This is a genomic window from Pedobacter sp., assembly GCF_045628745.1.
GTDB lineage: Bacteria > Bacteroidota > Bacteroidia > Sphingobacteriales > Sphingobacteriaceae > Pedobacter.
On sequence record NZ_JAZQPU010000308.1, the window covers coordinates 1 to 19,010 of the forward strand.

A 19,010-nucleotide genomic window follows, 5' to 3' on the forward strand; every position below is an offset into this window, starting at 1 on the left:
CAAAACGATCAAGGCTTGCTTCAAATCAGAGTCTAGTCGCGGAGGGGAAAAGGATCCCGAATAGCTCAGCTGGTTAGAGCATCTGACTGTTAATCAGAGGGTCGCTGGTTCGAGCCCAGCTTCGGGAGCTCAGATTTTCAATACCGAAAATCACATAAAAACCCCATTTCTAGCTATTAGGAATGGGGTTTTTTATTTCCAAAACACGAAGTTCCTAACTCCACAACATTTGGCATTGATCCATCATTACAGACTCGGGAAGTGACTTGTAAGAAAATCTTGAAGCCTTCCTTTGATAAGTTCTCGGAAAGGTTCTCCATTTCTGAGATAAATGCTATTTAATGTCGGGCCAGCCGGATAGTGTTGATCAAACTACTGCGCTTTAAGTTGTTTTTGCCTACATAGTTATAAACTGGTGGCTTCCGTCTGTTAAGCAGAGGGAGCGCTGGTTCGGGAGCAAAAAGGTAAGTATGGTAAAACGGTCGCGTGCCTTATTTGTTGTAACAAAACTATTTGTTAATGTCAAGAATTAAAATGAATTTAATATTTTCGTTTTCAAACCCTTAGACATGCGCAATTCAGCCCTCCTCATTCTTGCTATTTTTCTTGCCGGCAAAAGCAATGCTCAGAAATTGTATAAAGGTGAACCTTTAATTACGGCGAGTCATCCTAAAACAGCTGTTGCAATAGGTCAGGATGGGAATCAAAGAGGCTGGAACATCTCGCCAGAAATTGAACATGATACCTTAAATTTTACCTTATTTGGCAAAAGCGAGAGTGTAGCCTTTAAAACAGATCTGGACAGTATTAGATTTACTATCCAAAAAGGACAAAGCAAGTCTTTTTATATCAAACTTGGCGATAACCTGCCCGCTCACACCATTATTACCCCGAAGACATTTGTTTGGGACATAGTGAAGTACTCCATTGCGCAGCCTAGAAAAGACCTCAAAATCTATTATGAAGACACTAAAAATTTATACTTCGATACTTTAAGACTTAAATACCCGATTGATGAAGTTATTAAAAATGATCAATCAGATCAGGAGAAAGTTTTATCTATCTTAAATTGGACGCATCACCAGTGGAAACATGATGGTGGAAATTCTCCCAAAGGCACTGATGCCATCTCTATTCTTAATGAAGTAAAAGAGGGTGGACGCTTTCCATGTTTTGCTTATGCTATCGTTTTGCGCGACCAGTTGATTGCTCAAGGTTACAAAGCCAGAGTTTTGTACCTGAAGACAAAAGATGCGAGCACCAGACAAGATTCTCCTGGTCATGTGGTGACTGAGGTGTTTTTAAAGGATTTGAAAAAATGGGTGTTCCTTGACGGACAATTTAATGTGATGCCTACTTTAAATGGAACACCCTTAAATGCTGTAGAATTTCAAAATGCCTTAAGTAAAAACTATAATGCTGTGGTTTTGACCAGTAAAGATCAAATTTCAAAAAGTGGTTATACCGGATTTGTATATGATTATCTTTATTATTTCGATACCAAGTTAGACCATCGCAGGGTTGCTCCAACCGAAAGTTTTAAATTAGAAGGAATGACTTCTTTAATGCTGGTTCCACAAGGGGCGCCCAATTTAGAGAAAATAGATTTTTGGCAATCAAAAGTAAATTATTGCATTTACAGCCATTCCTTAAAAGATTTTTATGCAGCACCTCTATAGCTAAGCCTGGGGCTATCTCTCTACAATATAAATTTTCTTTGCTTCATAGTCCCAAATGGTTTTATATTTATCAAGAAACCTGTATCCAAAACAGATGTAACTGGATTCTGTGATTTTTAGCGCTTTTCTAAAAGGCTCTGTACTTTCCATGCTAATAGGATAGATTCCATCAAGGCTTGTCTTGAAAGTTTCCCCTATTAAAATATTATTAACATTGATGATATCATCATCATCTCCGTCTAATCCAATAGGGATGACGTGTGAAGTCGCTTTGAGCTCTTTTTCTGCATTCTGCTCTAATTGGAGTATTCCATATTGTCCAGTGTCAAATGATCCGATGAGGTCTACTTTACCTATCTTAACCTTTACCATTGGATGATTCGGCAGTCCCCTGGTCTCAAAATTGACTATCGAAATTACCTTTTCATCGTTCAGGAAATCCTTAGTGGCTTTCCGCTGCGGTGTATTTTTGTAAAACGTAATTTTCCTTTTTAAGTAATCTATCTTAAAAATATAGCCCTTAAAAAAATCATGTCCGATATATCCAATCATGTCAGGGGTTATCTTTTTTTGAAGGAAATCATAATTTGAGCTCCTGATATTTAATAAATTACGATAGGTCAGTCCGTTGCTAAACTTTACCTCAGCAATGGTGTCATTTGTGCTTACTTTGTAAGATTGACCGCTACCGAATTTTCCATCGCCTTCCAGCTTTTTGGCGGGTAGTTTTACCATGTTTTCATTAATGGTCATGGCTAACGATAATCCTGTATCAAACATGAATTTCCCTTTTACGCCGTTTACCTCAACAGATATAAAAGGGAAGGCGTTGACTAACGTAATTGGTAAAACTACGATGTCTCCATGTAAAACGGGTGTTTGTTCATAAACCTCGTTGGTAGATTGCTGTGCTACGGCACACAGTTGTGCGCTGCATAGTAAAAAAGCTATAATGATCTTTTTCATGAGTTGGTTTTATTAGTCTTTTCTTGGTACCTCAAATATCAGTTTTTCAATTCATCAGAATTTTAACCCAGGTTAAAATCGGTAAATAAAATTAAGTCTTGGATTGACCAATTAGGTTTATAAAAACCAATGATGATTTGAATCATGGCTTGCTATTTTAACAGGATTGCGAATGTCGCTGTTAAATTAACTAACTTCACAAATATGAATAAGTTCCATACTCTTTTATAGTAATCAGTTATTAATTAGCAGAAGATGATAGAGGCTATCAATAAATCAGATTTATTTTATACGGATCTTGAACAATTTAATGTTCCCCTTGCAGAATTGCTATCTTCATCTTCATCGTTCTGCAATGTTCCCGATGACTGGGAAGTTATTTTAACAGACATTAAAAATTCTACGCGTGCAATAGTTGAAGGGCAACATCAAACCGTAAATCTTGTTGCAACCAGCACCATTGTTATCGTACTTAATATAGCGTTCCAAAAAGGCATTGATATCCCATTTTTTTTCGGTGGCGATGGGGCTACCTTTATCGTTCCATCGGTGATCAGCAGAGACATCATGAGTTCTCTGGAAAGCTTTAAAGTCAACACAAAAGAAAACTTTAACCTAGATTTAAGGATAGGTATAATTCCCGTAAGGGATATTTATAAAGCGGGCTTCGAATTGCAAATTGCAAAACACAGGCGATCTTCAGTGTTCGCAATGCCAGTGATTTTAGGTAATGGACTTACCTATGCAGAAGGAATACTGAAGGATGAAAACCGTAATTTAGCCTACCCTACAGCTGCAGAAAAGGAATCTGATTTAAGCGGTATGGAGTGCAGATGGGACCAAATTCCCGTTCCTGCTGATCAGGATGAGGTACTTACCCTGCTGATTATTGGTGAGATTGAGCCTCAAGGTATGACTTACAGCAAGGTACTCAGTAAGATTGACACTATCTTTGGTAGTCATCAGCAGCGTCAACCCATATCAATTAAAAAGCTGAGGCTTAAATCAACCTATAACAGGTTAAGGACTGATTTACTTGCCAAATATAACAGTGGTCGTCTTTCCCTTTACCTTGTGAATGGGATTTCTGGACTAGCAGCCTATTTATATTTCATGACCAGGCCAGGTATGCGCTACCTGAGCGAGCTAGTGGAAATGTCTGATACGCTGGTGCTTGATGGAAGAATCAATATGGTAATTTCAGGTACAAAAGCACAAAGGATTGAACTCCTGGAAAACCTGGATGTAATGGAATCTAGCGGAGAAATTATTTACGGTGTCCATATCAGTACTTCATCTATTATGTCATGCTATGTAAGAGATATGAAAGAGGCACACATTCATTTTGTAGATGGCTCTCAGGGTGGATATACTATGGCGGCCACACAAATAAAGAACAAAAAAGCAAGTAGGCCAAAGAAACAGGCGCCGCTATAATTTATAGGGCGCCTGCTCAACTTAAGGTATGCTGTTATTTACTCTCCAGAAGGATGATTTCGGCTAGTTTATCGGGCATTGAAATAAATGGGGTGTGACTGCTAGAAAGGGTATACACTTTATCAATTTTTCCAGCCTTAACCATGTACTGTTGTGCACCATAGCTGATGGTATTGTCGTTAACGGTATGGATGTATATCTTTTTTACGCTTCCAAAGTTTTTATCGCTTAACTTCACTGTTGTAGCAAGGGGTGCAAGAGGCTCGGGTTTGATATGAGCAGCAAGGTATACTTGAACCTGCTGAGGTGCATCGGCAGCGAAAATATCTGCTATTGCCTCTTTGGCAATGATAGCTGCACCATGTTCCTGATCTATAGTAAGGGATTTGCCAATATGTGATCCCGCATCTTGTTTGGCTAAAGATAAAAGACTGTCACCATCGTGAGGCAAGGCCGCTGCAAGGAAAACCAGTTTTTTTAACTGTGTAGGAATGGCTTCAGCTACCTGACTGATCACTAATCCTGCGAAACTGTGTCCTACCAGAATAACATTGGTGCGGGTACCAATAGCTGTTATTACTTGATCAACGTAGGTTTGAAATGTGATAGCAGCAAATGATGTGTTGTCTATACCATGACCCGCAAGGTTTACGGAAATCACTTCGTATCCCTGGGCTTTAAGTTGCGGCGTTACGGCATCCATGAAGAGGCATCAGACCATGCGCCGTGTACAAGTACAATTGTTTTGAGGTTGTTGTTGGTTGTTTTTTGGGCTTGAGCTGTAACACCTAGTACACTCATCATCATTACCATTATTGCTGTTTTCATATTGTTTTATGCCTAATTGTTTAGGACATTACAAACGTCGTTCTAATCCCCATCAATAATTTTAACCCAGGTTAATATCGGAGAATTAGAAAAAAATAATTCATAGAAATAGCTTTCCTTATTTGCCAACCATTCTTTTGCGGATGCGGCTAAGCGAGGGGCCCTGTATGCCCAGGTAGGAGGCGATATGGTAGAGCGGTACCGAATTGAAGATAGCAGGATGCTTTACCATCATTTCCCGGTAACGGTCTTCAGGAGTTTTAAATAAAAATCCCTCTGTATTTACCATTACTTCGTTGAAAGCTGTTTCTGCAACGATCCGTCCGAATCTTTCCCACTGGTGCGATTTACCGTACAATTCATTAAGATGATCAATGTGTATGTATAAAATATACGAATCTACCATGGCTTCCGTATGGTATTCGCAAGCAGTTTGGCTTAAAAAACTTTTATAGGAGGCTACAAACTGATGGTTGGTAAAAAAGAGCATGTTTTTTTCCTCTCCGTTTTCCCCATTAACCCTATAAATTCTAAACACCCCATTGATGATAAAACCGAGGTGCTTACATACGTTTTTATATTCGTTGTAAAATTCACCTTTCCTATATTTTTTTAATTTCCAGTAGGGCAGAGACAAATCAAATTCTTCAGGTTTCATCCCTACAGAGCCTAACTTGTTCCTTAATATGGCTATTTCTTCTGTGCTGTCTGACATAGAATAAATTTATCATTTTAATTTATATTCTTACAATGGTTTTGATCAGGAGAATAAGAATATGCCTTCCCCCGTTGAAATAAAACCGTTACAAACTTGAATTAGAAATCAAAAGCCGTACTTTTAAATCATGAGGGTTCTTTCTTTTGAAGAAAGACTTTTATGGAGCTGGCCAAATTGCCAGACTAACCTAAAGTAAGTTTGAAAATAAATATGTTTAGTTTAAAAGGTAAAACCGCAGTAATTACCGGCGGAGGGAGCGGTATCGGTAAAGCAATAGCCCAGCTATTTGCAAAACAAGGTGCAGCAGTGCACATCATAGAACTGAATGCTGAGGCTGCAGCGGCTACGGTAGCAGAAATTGCTGCCGATGGTGTCGCCTTTGCACACAGCTGCGATGTGAGTCAGCAAGAGCAGGTGATCAACATCTTCCAGCAAATTGGTAAGGTCGATATCCTGGTTAACAATGCAGGCATCGCCCATGTTGGTAATTTAGAAAATACCAGCGAAGCCGATTTTATGAAAGTTTTTGAAGTCAATGTGCGTGGTGCTTATAACTGTTTATATGCTGCGGTGCCGCTGATGAAAAAAGCTGGTGCAGGTGTGGTGCTCAATATGGCCTCTATTGGAGCTGTAGTAGGCATAGCAGATCGTTTTGCCTATTCCATGAGTAAGGGTGCCATTTATGCCATGACGCTTTCTGTAGCCCGCGATTACCTTGCCTCTAACATCCGCTGTAACAGCATTTCGCCGGCACGTGTGCATACGCCATTTGTAGATGGCTTTATTGCCAAAAATTATGCTGGGCAGGAAAAAGAAATATTCGAGAAATTATCTAAAAGTCAGCCGATAGGCAGAATGGGAAGTCCTGCAGAAGTGGCCTCCCTGGCTTTATACCTTTGTTCTGACGAAGCAAGCTTCATCAGCGGCAATGATTACCCTATAGACGGGGGCTTTATAAAATTAAATAACTGATAACCAAATAAGAACACAATGAAACTAATAAAATGGGGTGAAGCTGGAAAAGAAAAAACCGGCGTAATCATTAATGATTTATGGTATGATACTTCTGCTTTTGGAGGCGATTATGACGAAGCTTTTTTTGAAAACAATGGTTTGGAAAGACTGGCGCAATTTGTAAAAGCAAATGAGGGCAAGTTAACACAGATCAGTAGTGAAGAACGTTTAGGATCGCCAATTGGCCGACCGTCTAAAATTGTCTGCATTGGCTTGAACTATGCCGACCATGCCCGTGAAACCAATGCACCACTGCCTTCAGAGCCTATTATTTTTATGAAATCGACTACCTCCATGGTAGGTCCTTTCGACGATATCATCATTCCTAAAAATTCTGTTAAAACCGACTGGGAAGTGGAACTTGCCGTTGTGATCGGTAAAAAGGCCTCCTATGTTGATGAGGCAGAGGCCCTGGATTATGTTGCCGGTTATGTATTGCACAATGATGTTTCTGAGCGTGAGTTTCAGCTGGAAAGAAATGGTACCTGGGATAAAGGAAAAGGTTGTGATACTTTTGCGCCATTAGGTCCGTTTTTAGCTACACAGGATGAGATTGAAGATGTCAACAACCTGCGTTTGTGGTTAAAGGTAAACGGAGAAACCATGCAGGATGGAAATACATCAAACTTTATATTTAACATCCCTTTTGTGGTGTCTTATGTTAGTCAGTTTATGACTTTACTACCGGGTGATGTCATTTCAACTGGTACGCCTGCCGGTGTTGGTTTAGGCTTTAAACCTCCTGTATTTTTAAAAGAAGGCGATGTTGTAGAATTGGGAATTGAAGGGTTGGGTGTGTCTGTGCAAAACCTGAAAGCTTATGTTAAAAATTGATGCACACCAACATTTCTGGGTTTTTGACCCCATAAGAGATCAATGGATCAATGAGGACATGTCGATCCTGCAGGATGACTTTATGCCTGAGCATTTACAGCCTATCTTAGCGCATTATGGCTTTGATGGAACGGTGGTGGTGCAATCGTCTGAATTGCCTAAAGAGAATTACTTTCAGCTGCAAAATGCCGAAGAACACCAATTTATCAAAGCGGTGGTAGGCTGGGTAGATCTTCGTGATGAAGATATAACCGAGCAGCTGGAAGAATACAGCCGTTATGAAAAGCTGAAAGGCTTCAGAACGATTCTGCAGGGCGATGAAGACCGCTCCCTCATGTTGCGACCGGCGTTTAAACGGGGCATCAGTCAGCTGAAACGTTTTGGTTTCACTTATGATATCCTTGTTTTACCCGATCAGCTGAAATATGCTTTAGCATTGGTTGCTGCCTTTCCAGATCAGCCTTTTGTGCTCAACCATATTGGGAAACCTAATATCCGGAACAAAGACATCAACGAGTGGCGCACTGATATCAAGGCTTTAGCCACACATGAAAATGTGTATTGCAAAGTTTCGGGCATGGTTACCGAAGCAGATAACCGCAACTGGAAATATGAAGACTTTAAACCATACCTCGATGTCATCTTTGAGAGTTTCGCCAGCAACCGGGTAATTTATGGTTCTGATTGGCCTGTATGCCGATTGGCGGCTACTTTTGGACAGGTGGTGAACATATTAGATAGCTATACCGCTACTTTTTCAAAACATGAACGCGACCTTTTTTGGGGCGGTAATGCTGTTGACTTTTACAATATCAAAGTGCCTGTATAAGAGCTTAGCGATGGCTGAGATTGCCATCGCTCCTCAAGGAGCTCGTACTTCGAAAATGAATAATTAAAATTATGAACAAAAATACCAGATTTCAATACTTGTCAAACTATAAGCTGTTGCTAATTTTAGTGCTGCTTTGCTGCAGCATGGCCGTTTCTGCGGCAACATCAATCGAAATAGTCAATCCACTTTCCCAAAAAAGAAAGGAATTGGTGGAAATCCCTTTTGAACAATTTCAAAAAGGTTTTCTGTGGACAAAAGGGAAAACTTTTAAGTTAATTAATGCGACCACGAAAGCCGAGGTGGCTTATCAACTGGCCTATAAAGGGAATGCAGCGCCTGTAGCTTTATTGATTGCTGTGGATATTGCTGCCAAAGGAATATTGAAAATTACCGTTGTTGCGGGTAAACCTGCTGTTGTTAAAGCTCAAACTTTTGCACGTTACGTACCTGAAAGGTATGATGATTTTGCCTGGGAAAATGATAAAGTAGCTTTTAGAATGTACGGTGCTGCATTAGAAAACCGTAAGGATAATGCCATGGGTATGGATGTATGGTCTAAACGTACTGCTGCACTGGTTGTGGATAAATGGTATAAAACTGAGGATTATCATGCAGACCATGGTGAAGGTATGGATTACTATAGTGTTGGCAACACCCTTGGTGGTGGTGATATTGCACCTTTTATCAAGGATTCCATCTACTTTACCAACAATTATAAAACATGGAAAGTATTAGATAATGGCCCTTTAAGAAGTACCTTTCAGTTAACTTACCCTACTCGTAATGCAGCTAACATTCCTTATACGGTAACCAAAATTATCTCAATAGATGCGGGTTCTCAACTCAACAAAGTGGAAGCGATATTTGACTACCAGGGTACTGAAGCATTGCCTTTGGCTATTGGTATTGTGAAAAGAGACCAGCCTGGTGCAACAGTTGTGTTAAATGAAAAAAGCGGAATTATGGCTTACTGGGAACCAGATAGTGAAAAGACTGGCGTTACAGGCTTAGCGGTGCTGGTTGCTGACAACAGCGCAAAGATGGATGTTGCCAAAGGTCATTTGTTAACCCTTGTTAACACTAAAGCTGCACAGCCTTATGTTTACTATAATGGTGCTGCATGGGACAGAGCAGGGAAAATTACTTCTGCGCAAGCATGGGTAAATTACCTTGCTGATTTTAAAGCAGCCTTAAATGCGCCTTTAAAAGTGAGTTTAAAATAAGTGTTTTTTCTATAAGGCCGTGTTTTTTAGCATCGATCTCAATTTTTAAAATAAGCCGGTTGTTCGCTGAACGACCGGCTTATTTTTTGAAGTCGACTATACTGTTTTTATAGTTCTCCTTAACTAAGGCTATTTAATACCTTACCTATACGTTACTAATCAATAATCTTTGTTGCGGTGCAAATAGGGAGCAGGTAGCGAGCAGGTAGGGGTTTGCTTCGGGATTTTCGGTAGCAAACCGGTAGGAAGTCCCTGGCAGACCTATGGTATTTGGGGCTTATGGGTTAGTGAACTATAAGCTATGTGTAAGGGATTGTTAACTTTAACTTAGGCTGCTTAATGATGATGCATACAGCAGAAGTCGGTTTCATGGAGGCGAATGTCTTCCATTTTCTTGATGTTGAAAAATAAATTTAACGATTTTTAATGTTTTATTTTAGCATTTTTATTGGTCGTGTTTTAGTAAGCTAAGCTGTTTATAATGAGTTCTTTTTAATGGGGTAGAGGGCTGTGTTTTAGGTGGTCAAAACGCGGTTTAAGTAAGGCTGATTCATTATTTTATAGAATTATTTTTTTGCAGCTCTTGCAATAACAATATAAAAGTCCTAATATTGCAATCCCAAAACGAACATAGGTTTAGCAATAAATCAGGAAGCGTTTTTGGATAGCCAGACTCCCGAGTAGCTCAGCTGGTTAGAGCATCTGACTGTTAATCAGAGGGTCACTGGTTCGAGCCCAGTCTCGGGAGCCAAAAAGGGCAAGCACGGTAAAACGTTCGCTTGCCCTTTTATTGTTTTTAAGGGTTTTTTTGGGGGGATTGCATCCACCGTGCTCCTCCTGGCAGTTTCGATATTTCAAATGCTAGGCCATTCCTTCTTATATTTCACGATTCATTTTTTTTCTTGTCTCGCATAGAAATGTTGCGCTAAACATCATTCATAAATATTCAGCATTAAGCTTTAACTTTGTTCAACAAATCAACGCATCAACCCAGAAAGATATAATGGAAAATTCAACAATCCCCAGGATGGAGCTGGAAACGTTTGCAGCCACCGGCTTTAAGACACCACTGCTCAATGTAGAGCACTTCCCAGTTGATTCCAGCCATTTTGTTATCCAGAACCGCAATGAATATCCGGTAAAAGATTATATCTCCCCTCATCGCCGTCAGTTTTATAAAATATTTCACATGACGTCAGGCACGGGCATACTAACTATAGGTTTGCATAAATACGAAATGGGACCTAATGAGATTGCCTTTTTGCATCCCGACGAGATCATGTCCTGGCAAACGACATCAGAAGAAACCGGTGGGCACTTTTGCCTCATTCATCCCGGATATTTCGGCAAAGAGGCCGACCATGTGCTGCAGTTGTTTCGCCAATATCCGAATTTCATCACCAACAAAGCTGTTGTGGAATTGACAAAGGGTCAATCCACCACCATCAACAATATCTTTGAAGGGATGTATATTGAAGACCGGGGGCAAAATGAGGATAAAAAACAAGCTATTCTTTTAAATTTACAACTTTTGCTACTGGAAAGCCAGCGTGCAGGGAAAAACCGGGTAACAACGGCTATGCCAGAAGGTTTTGGCTATATATACCGCTTTTTATCCCTGCTCGAATCATCTTTCCAGGTTTATGATCGCGATTCTTCAGTTAAATTAAAAACGGCAACGGAATTTGCAGAGGAGCTCCATGTTCATCCCAACTATCTGAATTCCCTGGTCAGGAACCATACCGGGAAGACGCTAAGGGAACATATTCAGGATCGTTTATTGCATGAGGCTAAGTCTTTGCTAGTGCAGACAGACTGGGGCATTAATGAAATTAGTGATGGGCTGGGTTTCTCCGGCCAGTCTGCATTTACCTCTTTTTTCAAGAAAAAGGAAAGTGTTTCTCCAACAGGGTTTAGAAAAACAGCCTCAATTCGTTTACATATTTGAAACTCGCAAAAATCCCTGCTATCTGAATAAGAGGCTAGGGGCCAAATGTGATCACCTTTGTATTATACAAAAATGATTACAAATATGAAAACACAGAAAGTATGGTTCGTTACAGGAGCCTCAAAAGGATTAGGCTTAACATTAGTAAAAAGATTATTAAGTGAAGGTTATAAAGTAGCTGCCACATCAAGAGACGCCAATGCGTTGAAGAAAGAGGTAGGTCACACTGGTGAAGACTTTATGGCTTTAGAGGTAAATTTAACTGATAATAACAATGTGAAGCAAAGCATTGCAGAAATTATTTCCAAACTAGGTACCATTGACGTAGTGGTTAACAATGCAGGTTATGGTCAGCTGGGCACATTGGAGGAATTAACCGACGAAGAAGCCCGTGAAAACTTTGATGTCAATGTTTTCGGCACGCTTAACGTTATCCGCAATGTGATGCCTCACTTCCGCGAAAAAAGAGCAGGTGCATTTTTCAATATTTCATCTATAGCTGGTTTCATGGGTACATTCCCTGGTTGGGGCATTTACAATGCTACTAAGTTTGCTGTCGCAGGATTTACCGAGGCACTTTCTGTAGAAGTAAAATCAATGGGTATTTCTGCCACTATAGTCTATCCAGGTTATTTTAAAACCAATTTCCTATTACAAGGGTCGCTTCGTACTGCTGCCAACCCTATTGCAGATTATAAAGAAGCAAGAGAGCTTGAAATTATTCATAACGAACAGGTAATAGGTAACCAGCCCGGCGATCCGGAAAAAGCTGCTGCAGCATTTATCCGTGTGGCAGAACTGGAAAATAAACCTTTACACCTGTTTTTGGGTTCTGATTCTTTTAACATGGCACAAAATAAGCTGCAAGCTGTTCAAAGTGATCTTACCGCATTTGAAACTGTGAGTAAATCTACAGATTTTTAATTCATTCTTGTTTTGCATTGGTATAACCGGACATAATATGTTTTGGTTATACTATGCTTTATTTAATCAAAAAGTATATCAAGTTGACTCTACTTTGATCTTAGATTTTTGCTGTATACGATGGAATATCGTATCTTAGGTATATACTTAAATGCCATGAAAGTAACAGCCATCATTGATGATAAGATAATTGAAGAGGCCATGAAATATTCCAATGCGTCGACAATTACTGATGCTTTAAAAGTAGCTTTAAAAAGCTATATAAATCTTCAAAAAATAAAGGAACTTGGTCAGTTGATCAAGGATAAACCAATGAAATTTAATCATTCAGCTGAAAAGATAAGAAATACAAACAGGGAAAGATGATTATTCTAGATACTTCAGTTTGGATCGAATATTTTAAGGGTAATGAACCTTATTTTAGCCAGTGCCAACAGTCCCTGGAAGAATCGGAAATAGGGACTATTGAAATTATTTTTGCTGAATTACTTCAAGGTGCACTAAATAAGAGAGAAGTAGAAACAATTAAAGCCTATTATGAGCTCATACCAAAGCTTAACATTGATACTCTATTTATGCTAGCAGGTGAATTTTCAAGAAATGAAAAGTTGATTTCCAAAGGCATTGGATTAATAGATGCGTGTATCATCACAGCAACTATCAAATCAAAAGCTAAACTCTGGACTTTAGATAAAAAGATTATGGCATATCTTCACAATGATTTTTTGTTCAGTTTCTAATGAGCATCTTATAAGCTAGCATTTCTAATTATGGAATGCTTCCCTTTCTTGCATCATCAGGTTATATAATTCTTAATTAAAACTTAAAATTATGGCCGAGCTGAACACATCCCGAAACAAGAAAGCAGTACCAAAAGTTGACCTTACCGCCATGGTAGATTTAGCCTTCCTGCTCATTACTTTTTTTATGTTAACCACATCGCTGTCTAAGCCAGTTGCAATGGATATCGCAAAACCAGACCAGGAGATTAACGCCGGTCATTATGATTTTCCTGCATCCAGATCGATGACGATCCTATTAGGTAAAGAAAACCAAATGGCATGGTATATGGGTGAAAATGGTAAAGATGTGCCTGTGGTAGAAAACCTTGCAGGAATTAGGCAGGCTTTGAAAGTTAATAAACTTAAAGTTGATGAGGCAAACGGTAATCAACCTGAAAAGTCATTATGCGTTATTGTTAAACCAACAGCTGGGGCCAAATATAAAAACTTTGTAGATGTGATGGATGAATTACACATAGCACAGATTACTGTGGCACCAGCTATAGATGACAACAACATCACCACAGAAGAACAGGATTTTATGAAAAGTCGCCGCATTTTATAAATGGTTTAAAAACTTTAAGGTGCTGAAGCTAGCAAGTAAAACATTACAACAGTAATGTGTAAGAGGCGTAAACTACAACTTCACTGTTGCAGGTAAATACTTGGCAATTAAATCCTCGTAATAAGGTTTCAGCTCAGACACAACCGGTGGTTTAGGGCTTTTAGAATAAAGGTCATAAGGGTTAAACTTATCCACCCATTTAAACATCTGCTGGTCGTGGCTGTTGAGTAAATGGTCATAAGCATGTTCACGGTGCTGCGAATAAAAGGAATGATAGCGGATCATGTATAGCGCTTCTTCAGGCAGGTAAGCTTTGGTGATGTGGTATAAGTATTCATCATGACCCCATGACATGTGTATATTGTCTAAGCCACACTGATGACTGTATACCCCATATTTGGTATTATAATGTTCATCATGCTGATCGGGGTTATCCTCAAAGAATTCAGGATAAACGATCTTGTCTGAAAACTTGCAGCCTACAGGAAAAGAATCGCCGACTACATTCCATTGTGGTTCGCCAAATAAGCAAAGCACTTTCCCTAAATCGTGGATGAACCCCGTTAATACAAACCAATCAGGATGACCATCAGCACGAATCGCCTCTGCGGTCTGAAGCAAATGCTGCAATTGGTCTAGTGAAGTATCAGGATCTGAATCATCAATCAACGTATTTAAATATTCCATTGCCGACCACCAGGGCATCTCTTTCTTGTCAAACTTCAGGAAATTTGCCTTTTTAGCCAGCACGTTATCATAAGTCTGGTATTTGTGGTTCAGCCTGTAAAATTCCCTTACAGCATCTTTTTCAGGGTTGTCGTAATTTCTAAATTCTGACTTGCTTTTTGCAGGGATACCGGGTTCAGGGTACCTGTTTAAAACATCATCTTCCCAAACCTCCAGACTGGAGAGGGGGCTTGCACTTTCTTTGTCAACTGCTTTCATTACGTTGATTTTTACGGTTATAGCTAATTTAATGATTTTTACCAGAATTAGGGGTATAAAAGAATAAGGTGTATAAATTAAAAGGTGCAAATGTAAACTGGCGACAATAAATAATGATGACTTGAATGTTGCTAAAACATTCACTCATGAAATACAAAAACAAAGTGTTAATGTTTATTTATTTAAGAAGATGTTCCTCAGTATTGGCTAAGTGTTTATAACTTACATCAAGGATAGAAGAACAAGGATATGCAAAAAAAGAATACTGTACTTTGTTTTGGAGAAATACTATGGGATAACCTTCCCGATGGAAAAAAACCTGGTGGTGCACCTATGAATGTGGCCTATCATTTACACCAGCTTGGCATTGACAGCCGTTTACTGAGTAGTGTAGGCCACGATGAACCCGGAAAGGAGTTGTTGGCTTTTCTACAGGAAATGGGCCTTGATACCCAATATATTCAAATAGACGAGCAGCATGATACAAGCCAGGTGCAAGCCACCATTGAGGAAAGTACACATGAGGTTACCTACGAAATTGTTAAACCTGTAGCCTGGGATTTTATAAATTGGCAACCGGCTTTTGAAACCTTGGTCAGGGAGGCCCAGGCACTGGTATTTGGAACCTTGAGTATAAGAAACCAAAGCTCCCGCGATACGCTTTTCAGGCTGATTGAACAGGCTGAATATTGTGTTTTTGATGTCAACCTGCGTGCACCACATTATACAATGGAACTGATTGAACTTCTGCTGCAAAAGGCAGAACTGGTTAAACTCAATAGCAGCGAGCTGCTGCTGATTGCACAACATTACCAGCCACACTGTGTAACTGAGGCCGACAGTGTAGAATTGCTGTTTGAGCGTTTCAACATGGAGGAAGTCCTGATTACCAAAGGCAGCAAGGGGGTAAGTTATTATACTACTGCATTTAGGTATGATTACCCTGCCTATACCATCACTGTTGCGGATACCATTGGCAGCGGTGATTCTTTTCTCGCCGCTTTTCTGGCCATGAAACTCGCTGATGAACCTATAGAGATTACCCTTGATTATGCACTTGCCATGGGTGCTTTTATCACCTCCCAGCATGGGGCATGCCCTCCATACAAACGTTTTGACCTTGATCGTTTTATCTGGAAGAAGAAGCTTAACCTCGACACAATCTAAGGTAAAAGATAATTATAAAACCACAATTTTATAAACAAAAAAGCGGCTGCCTCTTTCGAGACAGCCGCTTTATCTATTTATTTAAAAATTAGTTTGCCGGAATAATATCAATGATTACCGTTCTGTTATAGAAACGCTCTTCAGGAAGATTGTTGTCAAATTGTGCATGACTTTCATCTTCACCAAATCCATTTGCCTGGAATTTCACACCAGTTTTACCTGCTTTAGCCAATACACGTTCTAAGATAGCTTGTGCTTGTTGAGCTCTGCTTTCTGATAGGGTAGCATTGTATGCTTCCTCACCAATTTTATCTGTATGACCATGAATAATAACCGTTGATCCGTTGGTTACTAATGGGGCAACTGTGTTGGTTAAGAAAGCTTCGTAAGTTGCAACTGTAGTCGACTGGTTAAAGTTAAACAAGATACTGTAACGTAAACCTGTTTGAACAACTTCTTTCTGACTCTGCAAATATACTGTACTTTCTTTTCTGACTGGTAAGCCACTTTTTGATGTTCCAAGCATCACTACTTTATAAGTTCCGGAAGGTTGGTTGCCTAAGATCGCCTGACCAGAAACACTTTCCTGATCTTTGTAGAAAGGACCATAAACTGTGCTCTTTCCGTTAGGATCAATTAAATCAACGTTATAAGAACTGAACATTTTTTCTGCACCTGGAGCACTGAAAATTACATGACCTGCTAAAGGATCTGCTGGTGTTGCAGTTACTTCTCTCATCATGCCACCGCCAACTTCCATTAACAATGCTGGTGAGTTACTCTGAATGTCAACTCTGCGGTCACCTTCACGTAGTAAAGCAAGTTCTTTAGTACCACCTGGTTGTTCTGATGGTAAAAGTGGTTTTGTACGTCCTTGAGTTACAATTCTAGATCCGTTGATGCCGAAAGCATTCACTAAATAACTTTTAATGTTCTCTGCAAATATTTTACCTTCTTTAGGTCCGTTTGCTGATGCGCCACTTAAGTTAATAGAGGTACCAGGGTTCGATCTTAAACGGTCTCCTATAATGTTCAACACATTGTGGTAAACATTCATTTGACTTGCCGAACGGCCTGTTACACTTGTTGAAGGTGTCTGTTGTAATTGTTTTTCTTTAAAGGTACTTGCTGCCGCTGGCGACAATAATACATACCTCGATGGAATTTCTGAAGATCCTTCGTCAAAGAAAACATAGTTTAACAAGGGTAAAGTTTCGCTCAATTGAATTTTAACCGGAGCAGCTATTGGTCCTCTAACCGAAAATTGAAATTCTTCTGCAGGAACAACAACAGCTACCGGAGCTTCTGTTAACCTTGCTTTTCCCATTTTTAAAGCTACACCAGCTCTAACAGTACTTAACGACCAGCTTTCTATGTCGCGTGGCGACTGGCCAAAATAAGGATGGTAAGATACAAATGGAGAGATTACAAATTTTGTAGTGCTTGTTGCTGCTGACATTTGAATATCGTAACCTGCACCAATTTGACCGGAGATTACTGATTCTTTCATCTCACTCAATTCACCGTCTGTATTTGGTTGATTTAACTGGGTATAGTTAAAATCTTTCTGAAGGTTAATACCAACTCTTGGTCCTGCAAAAAGGTAGAAATTACCACCACCCGGGCTAAAACGCAAGCTTGGTTCAATTGTGATGTAGCTTGTATTGGTTTTTAAGGTAGCAGGGCAATTACATGGCGCCATGACGTCATCAAATTTACCACCACGACCGTCGTATCCTGCATTGAACATGACACCCCATACTTTACTTGGATTGTATTCCACTAAAATGGAACCGAACCCTTTAACACCATTACCATCATGAAAAGCAGTAGGAACAATTAAGTCATTGCTTAACCTTTGTGTAGTTCCGTCGTAGAAATTCATGTTAGCTGCTCCGGAAATCCCGAAGTACCATTTTGGTTTTTCTGTTTGAGCCTGAACAGTGCTTTGAGCTAGCAACAACATCAGTGAACAGATGATGCCTTTTTGTACTATTTTATATTTTTGATACATATTGTGATCTTAGATTTTAAATCCGCTCCGAAGAGCGGATAATGTTTTGAATAGGGTTTGTTATGGTTGTGTTACTGTACTTGCATTTAAAGTAACTTCTGTTTGGGCTAATAATCTACCGTTAACTTTAGCACCTGTGTTGAGGGAAATTAAAGTTTTACTTAAGATAATACCACTTAATTCAGTGTCAGTTCCTAATACTGCTTTTCCAGAAACTACCCAGAAGATGTTTTTAGCCTGTGCACCACCTAATAAGGTGATTTTTGCACTGCTGCTTAAGGTAAGGTCTTGTGCAATTAAGAAAACCCAAACATCATTTGGACCACCAGAAAGGATTAACCCTGCACTAGAAACAGATACACCTGTGCTCCATTTGTATAAACCTCCGGTTAAAGTTTTGCCGCCGAGAATACCATCGCCGGTATTATTGATCGGTGCTGGTGTAGTTAAGCCATTTGCCGTTGTAAAAGCTGTTTCCATATCACTGATTGCGGTAGTCATTTTAGTTGGCGTTGGTGCTGCATAATCTGCTGCATAAACTTTACCTACTACAATCGGCGTATGTGATGATTGCCCGTTAGTATCCATGATCAATCCAAAGCCTGTAATTGCTGTTGCAGCAATTGGGCTCACACCTATATCACCTGTAACCAGGGTAATACCTGTGGTAGAGATTCCTGATTTTGTTAAAGTAGCAAAGTCACCTGCTCTACCCAAATTGATGGGGTTTGGACCAACTGGTGTGGTTACTGGAACTGCTGCGAAGTTAGCAATTACAGTCTTGTTATCATTCATAACCACATTAACCGTATTTGCAGTACCTGAAGCATGACCTGTATAAGATACAAAAGCATAACCTGTATTTGGTGTAGCCGTTAATTGTACCGTAGAACCAATGTTATAAGTGGTTTGATTAGGTGATTTAACTACTGTTCCGTTTGTGGCTATTACTGTTAAAGTATATGTTTTGATAGCGAAATTAGCAACTAAAGAAGTGTTAGCTTTGATTGCAAAAGTGTATTCTGCACTTGTAGAAACGATGGCGCCCGTTGTTTTATCTGTCCAGTTGATAAATGTATAGTCAGAATTAGCTATTGCCTTTGGTGTAACCGATTTATCTTTATCATAGGAATC

19 protein-coding genes and 2 tRNA genes are annotated in these 19,010 nt (G+C 39.6%); 14 read left to right on the forward strand and 7 right to left on the reverse strand.

Features of this window, described 5'->3' with window-relative positions:
• Window positions 1-54 precede the first annotated feature (54 nt).
• A tRNA-Asn gene (locus ACR2F7_RS11285) sits at window positions 55-128 on the forward strand.
• 441 nt (window positions 129-569) lie between these two features.
• Window positions 570-1,679: a transglutaminase domain-containing protein gene (locus ACR2F7_RS11290; RefSeq protein WP_432713668.1), complete on the forward strand. Its 1,110-nt coding sequence runs from the start codon at window positions 570-572 to the stop codon at window positions 1,677-1,679.
• Window positions 1,680-1,691: 12 nt separating this feature from the next.
• Here the strand turns inward: ACR2F7_RS11290 and ACR2F7_RS11295 are convergent, their stop codons facing one another.
• Window positions 1,692-2,645: a hypothetical protein gene (locus tag ACR2F7_RS11295; RefSeq protein WP_432713669.1), complete on the reverse strand. Its 954-nt coding sequence runs from the start codon at window positions 2,643-2,645 to the stop codon at window positions 1,692-1,694.
• Window positions 2,646-2,900: 255 nt separating this feature from the next.
• Here ACR2F7_RS11295 and ACR2F7_RS11300 point away from each other — a divergent pair, with 255 nt between their 5' ends.
• Window positions 2,901-4,082 (forward strand): DUF3095 family protein, encoded by a 1,182-nt coding sequence (locus tag ACR2F7_RS11300; RefSeq protein ID WP_432713670.1) that lies wholly within the window; start codon window positions 2,901-2,903, stop codon window positions 4,080-4,082.
• Window positions 4,083-4,116: 34 nt separating this feature from the next.
• Here ACR2F7_RS11300 and ACR2F7_RS11305 read toward each other — a convergent pair whose 3' ends face one another.
• The 3 genes from ACR2F7_RS11305 to ACR2F7_RS11315 form a co-directional block, all read right to left on the reverse strand.
• Window positions 4,117-4,785: an alpha/beta fold hydrolase gene (locus tag ACR2F7_RS11305; RefSeq protein WP_432713671.1), complete on the reverse strand. Its 669-nt coding sequence runs from the start codon at window positions 4,783-4,785 to the stop codon at window positions 4,117-4,119.
• Complete coding sequence (locus ACR2F7_RS11310) at window positions 4,773-4,910, reverse strand: hypothetical protein (RefSeq protein WP_432713672.1); 138 nt, start codon at window positions 4,908-4,910, stop codon at window positions 4,773-4,775. Before ACR2F7_RS11310 ends, ACR2F7_RS11305 begins: the two co-directional genes overlap by 13 nt.
• A gap of 118 nt (window positions 4,911-5,028) precedes the next feature.
• Window positions 5,029-5,625: a Crp/Fnr family transcriptional regulator gene (locus tag ACR2F7_RS11315; protein WP_432713673.1), complete on the reverse strand. Its 597-nt coding sequence runs from the start codon at window positions 5,623-5,625 to the stop codon at window positions 5,029-5,031.
• Window positions 5,626-5,838: 213 nt separating this feature from the next.
• On the opposite strand from ACR2F7_RS11315, the gene ACR2F7_RS11320 reads away from it, so the two are divergent.
• From ACR2F7_RS11320 to ACR2F7_RS11365, 10 genes are all read left to right on the forward strand, one after another.
• Window positions 5,839-6,600: an SDR family NAD(P)-dependent oxidoreductase gene (locus tag ACR2F7_RS11320; protein WP_432713674.1), complete on the forward strand. Its 762-nt coding sequence runs from the start codon at window positions 5,839-5,841 to the stop codon at window positions 6,598-6,600.
• A gap of 18 nt (window positions 6,601-6,618) precedes the next feature.
• Complete coding sequence (locus ACR2F7_RS11325) at window positions 6,619-7,476, forward strand: fumarylacetoacetate hydrolase family protein (RefSeq protein WP_432713675.1); 858 nt, start codon at window positions 6,619-6,621, stop codon at window positions 7,474-7,476.
• Window positions 7,463-8,305 (forward strand): amidohydrolase family protein, encoded by an 843-nt coding sequence (locus ACR2F7_RS11330; protein ID WP_432713676.1) that lies wholly within the window; start codon window positions 7,463-7,465, stop codon window positions 8,303-8,305. Before ACR2F7_RS11325 ends, ACR2F7_RS11330 begins: the two co-directional genes overlap by 14 nt.
• A 71-nt stretch (window positions 8,306-8,376) precedes the next feature.
• Complete coding sequence (locus ACR2F7_RS11335) at window positions 8,377-9,531, forward strand: DUF4861 family protein (protein ID WP_432713677.1); 1,155 nt, start codon at window positions 8,377-8,379, stop codon at window positions 9,529-9,531.
• A gap of 674 nt (window positions 9,532-10,205) precedes the next feature.
• A tRNA-Asn gene (locus ACR2F7_RS11340) sits at window positions 10,206-10,282 on the forward strand.
• A 252-nt stretch (window positions 10,283-10,534) separates the two neighbouring features.
• Window positions 10,535-11,479 carry a helix-turn-helix domain-containing protein gene (locus tag ACR2F7_RS11345; RefSeq protein WP_432713678.1) on the forward strand — a complete coding sequence of 315 codons (945 nt, stop codon included), beginning with the start codon at window positions 10,535-10,537 and terminating at the stop codon, window positions 11,477-11,479.
• An 84-nt stretch (window positions 11,480-11,563) separates the two neighbouring features.
• A complete protein-coding gene (locus ACR2F7_RS11350) occupies window positions 11,564-12,403 on the forward strand; it encodes an SDR family NAD(P)-dependent oxidoreductase (RefSeq protein ID WP_432713679.1) in 840 nt (279 codons plus the stop codon).
• 156 nt (window positions 12,404-12,559) lie between these two features.
• The gene (locus tag ACR2F7_RS11355; protein ID WP_432713680.1) at window positions 12,560-12,769 is read left to right on the forward strand and encodes a type II toxin-antitoxin system VapB family antitoxin; all 210 of its coding nucleotides are present in this window, start codon (window positions 12,560-12,562) and stop codon (window positions 12,767-12,769) included.
• Complete coding sequence (locus tag ACR2F7_RS11360) at window positions 12,766-13,143, forward strand: PIN domain-containing protein (RefSeq protein WP_432713681.1); 378 nt, start codon at window positions 12,766-12,768, stop codon at window positions 13,141-13,143. Before ACR2F7_RS11355 ends, ACR2F7_RS11360 begins: the two co-directional genes overlap by 4 nt.
• Window positions 13,144-13,234: 91 nt before the next feature.
• Window positions 13,235-13,750 (forward strand): ExbD/TolR family protein, encoded by a 516-nt coding sequence (locus tag ACR2F7_RS11365; protein ID WP_432713682.1) that lies wholly within the window; start codon window positions 13,235-13,237, stop codon window positions 13,748-13,750.
• Window positions 13,751-13,822: 72 nt separating this feature from the next.
• Here the strand turns inward: ACR2F7_RS11365 and ACR2F7_RS11370 are convergent, their stop codons facing one another.
• A complete protein-coding gene (locus ACR2F7_RS11370) occupies window positions 13,823-14,695 on the reverse strand; it encodes an inositol oxygenase family protein (protein WP_432713683.1) in 873 nt (290 codons plus the stop codon).
• 249 nt (window positions 14,696-14,944) lie between these two features.
• On the opposite strand from ACR2F7_RS11370, the gene ACR2F7_RS11375 reads away from it, so the two are divergent.
• Window positions 14,945-15,862: a carbohydrate kinase family protein gene (locus ACR2F7_RS11375; protein WP_432713684.1), complete on the forward strand. Its 918-nt coding sequence runs from the start codon at window positions 14,945-14,947 to the stop codon at window positions 15,860-15,862.
• 88 nt (window positions 15,863-15,950) lie between these two features.
• Here the strand turns inward: ACR2F7_RS11375 and ACR2F7_RS11380 are convergent, their stop codons facing one another.
• Together ACR2F7_RS11380 and ACR2F7_RS11385 are read right to left on the reverse strand one after the other, a co-directional pair.
• A complete protein-coding gene (locus ACR2F7_RS11380) occupies window positions 15,951-17,876 on the reverse strand; it encodes an OmpA family protein (RefSeq protein ID WP_432713685.1) in 1,926 nt (641 codons plus the stop codon).
• Window positions 17,877-17,936: 60 nt separating this feature from the next.
• Window positions 17,937-19,010, reverse strand: a 1,074-nt coding sequence (locus tag ACR2F7_RS11385; protein ID WP_432713686.1) for an ice-binding family protein, incomplete at its 5' end; no start/stop codon positions are given.